The sequence below is a fragment of the Pseudomonas sp. KH_040 genome (assembly GCF_057839305.1).
Window position 1 is genome coordinate 2,242,182 of record NZ_CM174487.1, and the last position, 12,820, is coordinate 2,255,001.

At 59.8% G+C, this 12,820-nt stretch carries 11 protein-coding genes and 1 pseudogene; 7 read left to right on the forward strand and 5 right to left on the reverse strand.

The annotated features are described in order from the left end of the window. Positions 1 to 8: 8 nt before the first annotated feature. Complete coding sequence (locus tag AC3IUF_RS09955; protein WP_489280945.1) at positions 9 to 3,227, forward strand: transporter substrate-binding domain-containing protein; 3,219 nt, start codon at positions 9 to 11, stop codon at positions 3,225 to 3,227. Between the two features lie 11 nt (positions 3,228 to 3,238). Here AC3IUF_RS09955 and dkgB read toward each other — a convergent pair. Both dkgB and AC3IUF_RS09965 read right to left on the reverse strand, forming a co-directional pair. Continuing rightward, a pseudogene (gene dkgB, locus AC3IUF_RS09960) lies at positions 3,239 to 4,042 on the reverse strand (2,5-didehydrogluconate reductase DkgB). A gap of 162 nt (positions 4,043 to 4,204) precedes the next feature. Beyond that, on the reverse strand, positions 4,205 to 5,113 hold the full coding sequence (locus tag AC3IUF_RS09965; RefSeq protein WP_007913389.1) for a LysR substrate-binding domain-containing protein: 909 nt from the start codon (positions 5,111 to 5,113) through the stop codon (positions 4,205 to 4,207). A gap of 104 nt (positions 5,114 to 5,217) precedes the next feature. Here AC3IUF_RS09965 and AC3IUF_RS09970 point away from each other — a divergent pair, with 104 nt between their 5' ends. From AC3IUF_RS09970 to AC3IUF_RS09985, 4 genes are all read left to right on the forward strand, one after another. After that, on the forward strand, positions 5,218 to 6,084 hold the full coding sequence (locus AC3IUF_RS09970; protein ID WP_123374800.1) for a pirin family protein: 867 nt from the start codon (positions 5,218 to 5,220) through the stop codon (positions 6,082 to 6,084). A gap of 86 nt (positions 6,085 to 6,170) precedes the next feature. Beyond that, positions 6,171 to 6,854: an isochorismatase family protein gene (locus AC3IUF_RS09975; protein WP_414915410.1), complete on the forward strand. Its 684-nt coding sequence runs from the start codon at positions 6,171 to 6,173 to the stop codon at positions 6,852 to 6,854. Between the two features lie 56 nt (positions 6,855 to 6,910). Then, positions 6,911 to 7,537, forward strand: a complete 627-nt coding sequence (gene ycaC / locus AC3IUF_RS09980) for an isochorismate family cysteine hydrolase YcaC (protein ID WP_007913392.1) — start codon at positions 6,911 to 6,913, stop codon at positions 7,535 to 7,537. A 209-nt stretch (positions 7,538 to 7,746) separates the two neighbouring features. Next, entirely contained in the window at positions 7,747 to 9,189 is a 1,443-nt protein-coding gene (locus tag AC3IUF_RS09985; protein WP_489280946.1) for a mechanosensitive ion channel domain-containing protein, read from the forward strand. A 3-nt stretch (positions 9,190 to 9,192) separates the two neighbouring features. On the opposite strand, the gene AC3IUF_RS09990 is transcribed toward AC3IUF_RS09985, so the two are convergent. Further along, positions 9,193 to 9,774, reverse strand: a complete 582-nt coding sequence (locus AC3IUF_RS09990) for a GNAT family N-acetyltransferase (protein WP_489280947.1) — start codon at positions 9,772 to 9,774, stop codon at positions 9,193 to 9,195. A gap of 129 nt (positions 9,775 to 9,903) precedes the next feature. Here AC3IUF_RS09990 and xth point away from each other — a divergent pair, with 129 nt between their 5' ends. After that, positions 9,904 to 10,698 carry an exodeoxyribonuclease III gene (gene xth / locus AC3IUF_RS09995; protein WP_007913395.1) on the forward strand — a complete coding sequence of 265 codons (795 nt, stop codon included), beginning with the start codon at positions 9,904 to 9,906 and terminating at the stop codon, positions 10,696 to 10,698. A 101-nt stretch (positions 10,699 to 10,799) separates the two neighbouring features. After that, entirely contained in the window at positions 10,800 to 11,642 is an 843-nt protein-coding gene (locus AC3IUF_RS10000) for an arylamine N-acetyltransferase family protein (protein ID WP_489280948.1), read from the forward strand. On the opposite strand, the gene AC3IUF_RS10005 is transcribed toward AC3IUF_RS10000, so the two are convergent. After that, positions 11,624 to 12,055 carry a DUF4952 domain-containing protein gene (locus AC3IUF_RS10005; RefSeq protein ID WP_489280949.1) on the reverse strand — a complete coding sequence of 144 codons (432 nt, stop codon included), beginning with the start codon at positions 12,053 to 12,055 and terminating at the stop codon, positions 11,624 to 11,626. The two genes, AC3IUF_RS10000 and AC3IUF_RS10005, sit on opposite strands and share 19 nt — an antisense overlap. Beyond that, a complete protein-coding gene (locus AC3IUF_RS10010; protein WP_123374806.1) occupies positions 12,056 to 12,805 on the reverse strand; it encodes a hypothetical protein in 750 nt (249 codons plus the stop codon). Between the last annotated feature and the right edge of the window lie 15 nt (positions 12,806 to 12,820).

The window sequence follows — 12,820 nt, forward strand, 5'->3', positions numbered from 1 at the left end:
GAGCGGACATGAAGCAGGGATGGCAGATTTTCTGGCTGTGGCTGAGTCTGATAGCCACCTGCTGGGCGAGTGACACGCCACAAGTGCTGCAAGTACTGACCCGCAGCGGGCCGGAAAACAACCAGTTGCGCCTGGACGAACAGGACCGGCAATGGCTGCGTCAGCACCCGATACTGCGCATGGGCGTTTCTGGTCCGGATTACCCACCGTTCGAGATCACCCGCAATCAGCATGAACTCGAAGGGTTGACCGCCGATTACGCTGATCTGCTGGCGCAGTTGCTCGGTGTGCGCATCGAAGTGCAGCGTTTTGCCAACCGCGATGCCGTGATGGCGGCACTCAAACGCGGTGATCTTGATCTGCTGGGGACTTCCAACAGTTTTGAAGCCGCCGACCCGGACTTCATTCTGTCCCGTGCTTACGCCGAAGATCAGCCGATGCTGGTGACTCGGCTCGAAGAGCGGTTGCCGAGCGATCTGGCCGGCAAGCGTCTGGCCATGGTCGAGGACTATCTGCCACTGGCCAGCGTACAAGCGTTCTATCCCCAGGCCAGCGTGCAGCGCTACCCTTCGGCGATGGATGCGCTCGGGGCGGTGGCATTCGGCGCGGATGACGTGTATCTGGGCGACTTCATCAGTGCCAACTACCTGATCAACACCAATTATCGTAACGACCTGCAGTTGGCCGGCCCGGCGGGACTGGACGCCAATTCGTTCGGCTTTGCCCTGTTGCGCAGCGACGCGCGCCTCAAACGCATCGTCGATAAAGCGTTGACGGCCATCCCCATGGAGCGCCGGCAACGTATCGAGCAACGCTGGAGCGCAGGCCTTGCCGAAATGGCTGAACAGTCGCGGGTGCAACTCAGTGCCAGCGAGCAGGAGTGGCTGGACCAGCATCCGGTGGTGCGCGTCGGTGCCATCGAAGATTTCGCACCGCTGACTTTTTTTGATGCCGATGGCCGTTTCAGCGGGCTGTCGGCGCAACTGCTGAGCTTGATCAGCCAGCGTAGCGGGCTGAACTTCGAAGTTGTGCGCGGAACGTCGCTGGATCGCCAGATCGAACAGCTCAAGGCCGGTGAACTCGATGTATTGCCGGTGGTGACACCGAGCAGCGAGCGCGAAACCGAACTGCAATTTACCCGCGCCTATCTGAACAATCCGTTTGTGCTGGTCAGTGCAATCACCGTGCAGGGGCCGCTCAACCTTGATGATCTGAACGATAAACGGCTGGCGATTTATCGCGGCCATCCGTTACGCGGATATTTATTGGAACGGGTGCCGCGCATCCGTCTGATCGAAGTCAAAAGCCCCGCCGAAGGCATGGCGTTGATCGCCAAAGGCCAGGTCGACGCCACGGTCAGCTCGTTGCTGGTAGCGCGCTTTCTGATCGCCCGTCACTACCGCGAGCGTCTGCGCATCAGCGGCACGGTCGGTGATCAACCGGCGCGCATTGCGCTGGCGACGGCGCCGCACATGCCGGCACTGCATTCGATCCTGAACAAGGCTTTACTGAGCATCGCCCCGCAACAGATGGACGAATTGGTTGAGCGCTGGAGCCACGATGTGGTTGTGGATGACAGTTACTGGTTACGGCATCGTCGCGAAATTCTGCTGGGCTTTGCCGGTGCCGCGGTGTTGCTGACGCTGGCGCTGGCCTGGATCGTTTTTCAGCGCCAGCAGATTCGTCGGCGCCAGCAATGGTTGCAGCAATTGCAGGAAGCCAAGGAGGCGGCGGACGACGCCAATCGGGCGAAAACCACGTTTCTGGCGACCATGAGCCATGAAATCCGTACACCGATGAACGCCTTGATCGGCATGCTTGAACTGGCCTTGAAGCGCGCCGAGGAAGGCCAGACCGATCGTTTGGCCATTCAGGTGGCCTCCAATGCCGGGCAACAATTGCTGGCGCTGATCGGCGACATTCTCGACATCGCACGGATCGAGACCGGGCATTTGTCCCTCGCGCCGGAACGCGCCAACCTGCGCGAACTGGTGGTGTCGGTGTGTCGGGTGTTTGAAGGGCTGGCGCGCCAGAAGCGTTTGTTGTGGCACATCGAACTTGATGCTCGCAGCGATGTTGACGTGCTGATCGACCCGACGCGCTTCAAACAGGTGCTGTCGAATCTGTTGAGCAACGCGATCAAGTTCACCGAGGAGGGCGAGGTCAGTCTGCGGCTGGTGGTGACCGCAATGGTCGCCGAACACCTGGCGGTGAAGGTACTGATTGAAGACAGTGGGGTGGGGATCAGCGACGACGATCGGCGACGGCTGTTCAGCCCGTTCGTGCAGGCGGGCGCTGATTCGCAAGCGGCCCGCAGCGGCTCCGGACTGGGTCTGGTGATCAGTCGCAGCCTCTGCGAAATGATGGGCGGCACGCTGCGACTCGACAGTGCACAGGGCGAAGGAACGCAGGTCGAAGTCAGCCTCGAGCTGCCGCTGTTGGAAGCCCTCGCTCAGGCCCCGGCGCCGTCCTACACACTGATCGCCGCTACGTGTTCATTGAGTGTTCTGGTGGTGGACGATCATCCGGTGAACCGCTTGCTGCTGTGCTGGCAGTTGAGTGAACTCGGCCATCGTACGGTCGACACCGTGAACGGCGATGAAGGGCTGGAGCGCTGGCGTGCACAGGCGTTCGATGTGGTGATCACCGATTGCAACATGCCGCGGCGCAACGGTTATCAACTGGCGCAGGCCATTCGTGATGAAGAAGCAACGGCTGGTCGCGAACCCTGTCTGATCCTCGGCTTTACCGCCAACGCTCAGGTTGAGGAGCGCACGCGCTGCCTGAATGCCGGCATGGACGAATGTCTGTTCAAGCCGATCCGCTTGCACGACCTGGCGCAGGCATTGACGGCGGCCAGTCATTGCGACATCGCGGCTGCCCCCGGCGAAACGCCGGTGTTGGCGGAAATCGACCTGAGCACCCTGGAGCAAATGGCCGGGGATGATCATGCCCTGATCGAACAGTTGCGCAAGGAAGTGTTGAACAGTTTGCAGCTCGATCTGCAACGCCTTGATGATTTGCAGCCTGAGCAGGATCGCGCAGGGCTGCGTGAGCTCACTCATCACATCAAGGGCGGGGCGCAGATGGTGGGCGCAGCGCGGGTAGTGGCGGCGTGTGTTGATCTGGAGCTGGCGAGTCAACAGGCGCAAGCGGCAAAGCTTGGCATCGCGGTCGAGACGTTGCGCGAGGCCATGGCCAGCCTCGCGCAACGTCTACACATCTGACGCGTGTCGGGTCAGTCCCAATCAGGCGCGATGCCTTTCGGGCTGGTCAGGCGATGGCCGCGATCGAGTGTGGCAATCAGCGCCATATCGGCGTCGCTTAGCGTCAGCGCGGTGGCAGCAAGATTGCTTTGCAGGTTGTCACGTTTGGTCGACGACGGGATCACCGCGTAGCCCGACTGCATCGCCCAGGCCAGGGTGACTTGTGCCGGCGTCGCCTGCAGGCGTTCGGCGATCTGCTGGAGCAACGGATCTTTCAACACTTCACCGTAGGCGAGGGTCATGTACGAGGTGATGTGGATGCCTTGGCTGCGGGCAAACTCGACTACCTTGCGGTTCTGCAGGTACGGATGCAGTTCGATCTGGTTGGTTGCGATGTTGTCGGCACCGACGGCCGCGATGGCCTATTTCATCAAGTCGATGGTGAAGTTGGACACACCGATCTGCCGGGTCAGGCCCAGGTGCTTGGCCTCCAGCAGCGCGCCCATGAATTCTTCGACCGGTACCTGGTTTTCCGGTGATGGCCAGTGAATCAACGTCAGGTCGAGGTAGTCGGTCTGCAATTTCTGCAGGCTCTCCTTGAGGCTGTCGATCAAACGATCCTTGGCGAAGTTGGCGACCCAGATCTTGCTGGTGAGGAACAGCTCGTCGCGTGGGATGCCGCTGGCCGCAATGGCCGCGCCGACATCGGCTTCGTTTTCGTAGATTTGCGCGGTGTCGATGACCCGGTAGCCGAGTTCAAGGGCGGTGCTCACCGAATCGATGACCACTTGGCCTTGCAGACGAAACGTACCAAGACCGAAAGCGGGTACAGACATGAAAGACTCCAGGGTTGCAGTGGGAATGGGCAGGAGTATCCGTGTCTGAATCGTTGAGAAAAACCGCTGGTGGGGCAAAGCACTGTTGATCAGAAGTCATGAATCTTTTCCAGGATTTGTGTTGTCCGGACTGGCCTCTTCGCGAGCGGGCGCACCACCGATTCAGGCAATGTCACTGTGGGCAAACTCCTCGCCGAGAAAATCAATCAACGTGCGCACCGACGGCAACAACCCGCGCCGCGACGGAAAGATCGCATGCACCACCCCGCACTTCGGCGCCCAACCCGGAATCAGCTCGACGACGCGTCCGGCGGCAATATCCTCACGCACCACCACACTCGGCAAGTGCGCCACGCCAACCCCGGCAATCACCGCCTGACGCAACGCGATCAAATCATCGGTGACCATCCGCGGCGTGTGGCGGATCAGCGCCGTGTGGTCATTCGGCCCCAGCAACTCCCATTGATATTCACGCTGCGCCGCGCCCCAATGCAGGCTCGGCAAACCATTGAGGTCAGCGGGCGAGGGCGGTGACGACAGGCGTTCGACAAACTGTGGGCTACCGACCACCGATTGCGTGCTGTTGCCCAGCACCTTCATGACCATGTCGGTGTTCTCCAGCGGCGGAAAGCGCACGCGCAAAGCAATGTCGAAGCCTTCGTGCAGCAGATCGACGCGGCGATTGGTGCTCTCGATGAACAACTCCACCAGCGGGTACTTGAGCATGTAACGCGTGAGCATCGGCCCGACCCACGAGTTAAGCAGCGCCGTCGGGCAACTCAGGCGCACCAGGCCCTGCGGTTCGGAGCGATTGCGCTCAATCAGCTCGGCGGCGCTTTCGGCTTCGACGCGCATAGCCAGGCAGCGCTGGTAATACGCCTGGCCGATTTCGGTCAGCGAGCAATGGCGGCTGGTGCGGTGCAGCAGGCGTACGCCGAGGCGCTCTTCCAGTTCGGAAATACGCCGGCTGAGTTTTGATTTGGGCATGTCCAGTGCGCGCCCGGCAGCGGCGAAACCGTGGTGTTCGACCACTTGGGTGAAGTAGTAGAGGGTATTGAGGTCTTCCACCATCGTTCTCCAGATAGAACGCTAAGGCTGATTTTTGCAGTCTAGTGCATTAATGGTCATGGATTTAAGCTTAATCCATCGCATCACTCACCCCATTGGAGACAACCATGAAAAACATCATCGGTATCTACACCAGCCCGCGCGGCCATTGGGTCGGCGATGGTTTCCCGGTTCGCACGCTGTTTTCCTACGACAACCTGGGCAAACACATCAGCCCGTTCCTGCTGCTCGATCACGCTGGCCCTGCCGATTTCACCCCGACCTCCGAACGGCGTGGCGTTGGTCAGCATCCGCACCGTGGTTTCGAAACCGTGACTATCGTTTATGAAGGCGAAGTGCAGCACCGCGACTCGACCGGTAGTGGCGGTGTGATCGGCCCGGGCGATGTGCAATGGATGACCGCCGCTTCCGGGATCCTCCACGAGGAGTTTCACTCGGAAAACTTCGCCAAAACCGGCGGCAAACTGGAAATGGTCCAGTTGTGGGTCAACCTGCCGGCCAAGGACAAAATGGCCGCGCCGGGCTACCAGACCATTCTCGACAGCGACATTCCGAGCATCGCGCTCAAGGACAATGCCGGCCGCCTGCGACTGATCGCCGGTGAGTTCGAGGGCCACAAAGGCCCGTCGCGCACCTTCACACCGATCGACGTGTGGGACTTGCGCCTCAACGCCGGCAAGTTGCTGACGCTGGATCTGCACGAAGGCCGCAACACCGCTCTGGTGGTGCTCAAAGGCTCGGTGCAGGTCAACGGTGTGGAATCGGTGCGCGAAGGGCAGTTGGCGCTGTTCGAGCGTGACGGCCATCAGATGACGCTCGAAGCCAGCCAGGACGCGGTGGTGTTGCTGCTCAGCGGCGAGCCGATCGACGAACCGATCGTCGGCCACGGCCCGTTCGTGATGAACACCGAGCAGGAAATCCATCAGGCGTTCGCCGACTTCCAGTCCGGCCGCTTCGGCCAGATGCACGCTTAACGTACCACCACTCCGCTCTACACAGGATGCGTAGGCCGGTTCGCAGGCCAGGGATGGCTGTCGCCTATAGAAAAGAGGACACGCACATGAACACTGTCAATGCAGCGAACTTCGACGGCCACAAACCGACCATCGATGCCAGCGACGCAGCGATGTTGTTGATCGACCACCAGAGCGGTCTGTTCCAGATCGTCAAGGACATCGACGTGCCGCAATTGCGCGCCAATGCCGTTGCGCTGGCCAAAGCCGCGACCCTGTTGAAGATGCCGGTGATCACCACGGCCTCTGTGCCGCAGGGGCCGAACGGGCCGTTGATCCCGGAGATTCACGAAGCGGCGCCGCATGCGCAATACGTGGCGCGCAAAGGCGAAATCAATGCCTGGGACAATCCGGAATTTCACGCAGCGGTCAAAGCCACCGGCAAGAAGACGTTGGTGATCGCCGGAACCCTGACCAGCGTGTGCCTGGCGTTCCCGTCCATCGCCGCCGTGCACGAAGGCTACAGGGTGTTTGCCGTGGTCGACGCGTCCGGCAATCACTCAAAACTCGCCACTGATCTGACCGTTGCCCGTTTGGCCCAGGCCGGGGTGGTGCCGATCGACATCATGGCTACGCTTTCCGAGCTGCAAGGCTCGTGGAACCGTCCCGATGCCGAACAGTGGGCGGCGGTCTACGCCCAGGCCATGCCGCATTATCAATTGCTGATCGAGAGCTACCTCAAGGCTCAGCAAGTCGCGAACGAACACGAAGTGCTGGATTCCCAGCGCTGATCGAGTCCCCTGAGGCCGACCCCCGTCGGCCTCTACCACCCGCGAGGATTACTGCTATGACCACTCAATACAAACGTCTGGACAAGAACAACGCCGCAGTGCTGCTGGTCGACCACCAGGCCGGGCTGCTGTCGCTGGTACGCGATATTGATCCGGACAAGTTCAAGAACAACGTGCTGGCACTGGCCGATCTGGCCAAGTACTTCAAGCTGCCGACGATCCTCACCACCAGTTTCGAAACCGGCCCCAATGGCCCGCTGGTGCCGGAGCTGAAAGCGCTGTTCCCGGACGCGCCGTACATCGCCCGTCCAGGCCAGATCAACGCCTGGGACAACGAGGATTTCGTCAAGGCGATCAAGGCGACCGGCAAGAAGCAGTTGATCATCGCCGGTGTGGTGACGGAAGTGTGCGTGGCATTCCCGGCGCTGTCGGCACTGGAAGAAGGCTTTGATGTGTTCGTGGTCACCGATGCTTCGGGTACGTTCAACGAACTGACCCGCGATTCGGCATGGAATCGTATGTCCAGCGCTGGCGCGCAATTGATGACCTGGTTCGGGCTGGCCTGCGAACTGCACCGCGACTGGCGCAACGATATTGAAGGGCTGGGCACGCTGTTCTCCAACCACATCCCGGACTACCGCAACCTGTTCACCAGCTACAACAGCCTGAGCAACGATAAATAACCCGCCACCCCGTAAACCTGTGTAGGAGCTGCCGCAGGCTGCGATCTTTTGATGTTGTTTTTTCAAGATCAAAAGATCGCAGCCTGCGGCAGCTCCTACATGGGTTTTGTGGTGTTTTTGCGGGCGTGTTCATGCTGTGAAATCAATTGCTCCTACACTGTCCCAATCTGTGCGATCTTCTCGCGATTGGCCTTCGTCGGAGTTGTTTGATGCTGTCTCTGCTCACCGAACATCCGTTATTTTGCGCGTTGATCCTGATCCTTCTCGATCTCGGTCTGTGGCGCTTGATCAGCTCCCATGGCAGCGAGTGGAAACTGCTGGTGCGGGTGCTGATTTTCGCCTTGTTCAGCGTGTTGCTGTTCAACGAAGGCCTCAACCCGATGGAGCCCGCACCGTGGGCCGACAACGTGCCGCTGCACCTGGCAGCGACCGGGTTGCAGATTGGCTGGTGGCTGTTCGGTGCGCGCACCCTGACGGTGTTGATCGGCGCGGTGATGATGCAACGGGTCGGGCACACCGGGCGGCTGTTGCAGGATTTGCTCGGCGCGGTGATTTTCCTCATCGCGATCATTGCCGCGCTGGCGTACGTGCTGGATCTGCCGGTCAAAGGCGTGCTGGCCACCTCCGGAGCGTTGGCGATCATCGTCGGTCTGGCCTTGCAGAGCACGCTCAGCGATGTGTTCTCCGGGATCGTCCTCAACACCACCAAGCCCTATCAACTGGATGACTGGATTTCCATCGACGGCACCGAAGGCCGGGTCACCGACATCGACTGGCGCGCCACACGCCTGCAAACCAGCCAGGGCAGCATGGCGGTGATTCCCAACTCGCTGGCGGCCAAAGCCAAGATCATCAACTTCAGTCGGCCGAGCAATATGTTCGGTGTCGCGGTCAGCGTGCAGGTCAGCCCGCACGCGCGGCCCAATTCAGTGATCGATGCGCTGGAGCGGGCGATGCAGGGCTGTCGTCAGTTGCTCGATACTCCCGCGCCCAGTGTGGCGCTGAAAAGCTCCGGCAGTAGCGGTGCGGAATACGAGATCAGCGGTTTCGTCGCCTCGATGGGCGAGAAGCGTGTGGTGCGTAATCAGCTGTTCGATCTGGCCTATCGGCACTTGCAGGCGTCCGGGGTGAGTTTGCTATCGAGCAATGAAACCGGTGCGCCGGCCAACCTTTCGCGGCCACGGGCATTGCTCGACAGCTCGCCGATTTTCTCGACGTTGCGCCAGGAAGAGAAAGAAACCTTCAGCCAGAACATGGCCCTGCAAACCTTCCGTGCCGGCGAGACGATTCTTGAGGCGGGGGAGGTCAGCGATCACTTGTTCATTATCGAGTCGGGTGTGGTCACGGTGACCTTGACCCGCCATGGCACGCCGTTCGAGTCCGGGCGCATGGGCCCCGGCGAAGTGATCGGCGAGGCCGGCATACTTTCCGATTCTTCTGTGCCGGCCAAGTTTGCCGCGAAAACCTTCTGTGCCCTGTACCGCATCGAGAAGACTTACCTGAAGCCGTGTCTGGACGCTCGCCACGATATCAGCGATGCCATGAAAACCTTGCTCGATTACCGCCTGCACAAGGCGCAATCGCTGACCGAGGAAGCGCCGGTGGTGGTGGCGAAAAAAGGCTTTCTACAATGGCTGCGCAATCGCGCCTGAGCATTACCGGTCGCCGGCGAGTTTCTGTTCCAGGTGCAAGCGTACCTGCGGCCACTCGTCGTCGATGATGCTGAAACGTACCGAGTTGCGCTTGCGTCCGTCCGGCATGATCCGCTCGTGGCGGACGATACCTTCCTGTTGCGCGCCAAGGCGCAGGATCGCGTTACGTGACTTCTGGTTGTTCTCGTCGGTGGTGAACTGCACGCGCACGCAATCGAGCACGTCGAAGGCGTGGCGCAGCATCAGGTATTTGGCTTCGGTGTTGACGAAGGATTTTTGCCAGCTCGCGGAAATCCAGCTGCTACCGATTTCCAGCTTGCGATTGAGCGGGTCGATCTTCCAGAAACGTGTAGAGCCGATCACCTCGCCGCTCTCTTTGAGCACAATGACAAACGGCAGCACCGAGCCGGCGTCACGGCCATCGAGGGCTTTTTTCAGGTAGCTGTCGACGGTGCTCGCCGACGGCACGACCGTGACGGTGAGGTTCCACAATTCGCCGTCAGCGGCAGCGTGGAGCAGGGCAGCGGCATCTGAATACTGGAGCGGGCGCAAAAGGATGCGCTGACCTTGCAGCGTGGTTTGCATGGGATTCAGGTCTCGGCGGAGCGGGCGAATGGCGAGCGCCTATTACGCCGCAGCGGGTGGATCCGATGCAACCGGCGCGATGTTCACGAGGTCAGAATTTTCACAGCCCATGGGCAGGAGCCTCAGCCGATGAAAAACCTGCGGATCGCCACCTACAACGTCAACGGCCTGCGCGCACGTTTGCCGAATCTGCTGGATTGGCTCAAGCGCGAGCAACCGGACATCGCCTGCCTGCAAGAACTCAAGTCTGTCGACACGGCATTCCCCGCCGCAGAGCTGGAGGCCGCCGGCTACGGCGCGATATGGCAGGGCCAGGCTTCGTGGAACGGCGTGGCGATTCTCGCCCGCGACGCGCAACCGCTGGAAAGTCGTCGCGGTTTGCCCGGCGATCCGGATGACAAGCACAGCCGTTATCTGGAAGCGGCGGTGCACGGCGTGCTGGTCGGCTGCCTGTACCTGCCCAATGGCAACCCGCAACCGGGACCGAAATTCGATTACAAACTGGCCTGGTTCGAACGGCTCATCGCGTATGCGAAGGATTTGCAAAGCAGCGATCACCCGGTGGTGCTGGCCGGTGACTACAACGTCGTGCCCACCGACATGGACATCTACAACACCCGTTCCTGGCTCAAGGATGCGCTGCTGCAACCTGAGAGTCGCGAGTGTTATCAGCGCTTGCTCGATCAGGGCTGGACCGATTCGCTGCGGCATCTGTATCCCGAGGATCGGCTCTACACCTTCTGGGACTACTTCCGCCAACACTGGCAAACCAACTCCGGTCTGCGCATCGATCATCTGCTGCTCAACCCGGCGCTGAGTCCTTATCTGCATGAAGCCGGCGTAGACGCATGGGTGCGCAACGAACCGCACGCCAGTGACCATGCGCCGACGTGGATCCGTATCGGTTCACGCAAGAAACGCTAGCAGGCGATTGGCGAAATCAATTGTCGAAAACAGTGCCGGATCCCGTATACATGGCGACCATCAACGCAGTGACCTGCGGCCCCATGCATAAGGATCGAGCAATGAGTGAGCCACGCCTGACGAATCGGAAGCTGTACCTGCAACGTCTGGGTTTTGAAAAGCCACCGGAACCGACACTTGCGACCCTGCGTCTGCTGCAATTGCGTCATACCGGCGTGTTTCCGTTCGAGAACCTGGCGACGATCAGCGGGGCGCCGGTGTTGATCGACCTGCCGTCCATTGAAGAAAAAGTCTTGCTCGGTGGGCGCGGTGGTTACTGCTATGAACTGAATAACCTGTTCTTTGCCCTGTTGCTGGAACTGGGGTTCGACGCTCGGGCCATCAGCGGGCGCGTGGTAATGAATCAGCCCGAAGGCAGTTGGACATCGCGTACACACCGTTTGAGTCTGGTGACCATCGACGATGTGCGCTACATCACCGATGTCGGTTTCGGTGGCATGGTGCCGACCGCGCCGCTGCTTCTCGATACCGAGACTGAGCAAGCGACCCCTCACGAACCTTATCGCATTGAAAAACAGGCCGACGGCTACATGCTGCGTGCCAAGGTGGCGGGTGAGTGGCGATCGATGTACCTGTTCGATCTGCAACGCCAGGAAGACATCGATTACACCATCGGCAACTGGTACGTCTCGACACACCCCGAGTCACCGTTTACCCAACGTCTGATGGTCGCGCGTACCGGCGATGGCTGGCGCAAGACGCTGAACAACGGCAGTTTCGCCATTCATCGCATGGGCGCCGAGAGCGAGCGGCGTGAGGTCGCGGACGTCGAGGATCTACTCGATCTGATTGAGGTTGAGTTCGGGATACGGGTCGCGAGCCCACAGTTGTTGAGGCCGGTGCTCGGACGCCTTATCCAGCCTGGTCAGGGATCCTCAGCGTAAGCATCGACCTGGATCGTGAAGCGATTGATCTTGGCCCACGACTCCCGTTGCCTGACCTCTGTTTCCTCTGAGCCAATGCTGATGAGGTAGTTGATGCCTGTTGCTGGATCTCTGAAACCATTTTGGGTCGAGTCCCAGACACAACAGGCGCGCTTGATCGGCAAAATCCCGAAGTGCTGTTCAAGGTACTGTTCGGCTTTCGAAGCATTGGCCCCGGATACTTCATAGCTGGCTGAAAATGGCTGGCCCATGCGGTCAAGCGCCTGTTTGCAGCCTTTGAATTCAACAAACGATGGCTTGTCTGCGAGCTTCGAAAGAAAGTCATCACAGCCAAAGTCGGCACTGGCACTGGCACTGCTGGCAATGACCAGCAGCAGCGCGGGTATCCATCGGATAAGTAGCAACCGTTTCAATTATTTCTCCACCAGCAATTCACCGACATATTTCCCGCCTTCACCTTTGACTCGCCGGCAGATCAGGTAGTCGTAGATGTCGTTCCATTTTATCAACTCATAAAAGGTGACACAGCCGTCGGACAAATGACCGACATGGATGTAACGGCTGCTGTTGCCTTTTGTACCTTGCAGTTCGATTGGAAACCAGACGTCGGTGCAATGCAGATTACCTTGTACCTTGTAGCCATCCGTGGAGATATTTCCGTGGGAGCGGTCAGGCGCCATGATCCGATGGCGTCCGGGTGGGATCGGGGTAAATTCGCCGCCCCACTGGCTGTTCAGCGTCACCTTCGCCGTTTTGCCATTGAAGCTGACCTGTGCCCATTGCTGCAGCAGTTTGCCTTTGAACTCCGAGACCGCATGGGCCGGTGCGCCGGTGTACTTGACCTTGACGGTGGCAGGCGCCGTTGGCGGGGTGTCCATCAGGTACTTCAAGGCATTTTCGGTTTTCAGGCTGGCCGTCTGCCCGACGAACTCCGAATTGCCGTCGGCGATCCGGAAGTAGGTTCGACCACCGGACTCCTTGGTGAAGGTCACTTTGGTGTATTCGCAGAGGGCGACGAGCGTGCCTTTAGGTTCGAGTTTTACACTCAGCCAGCCGTTTTCGTCAGCCCGTTTGGTGTATTTGGTGACAACGACTGCGGGATGCGTACTGCCACTCTGCCGGTTCGAGGGAGCCCGGTTATTGTTGAGTATTGCCTGCGCCATGCTGGTTACAACTCC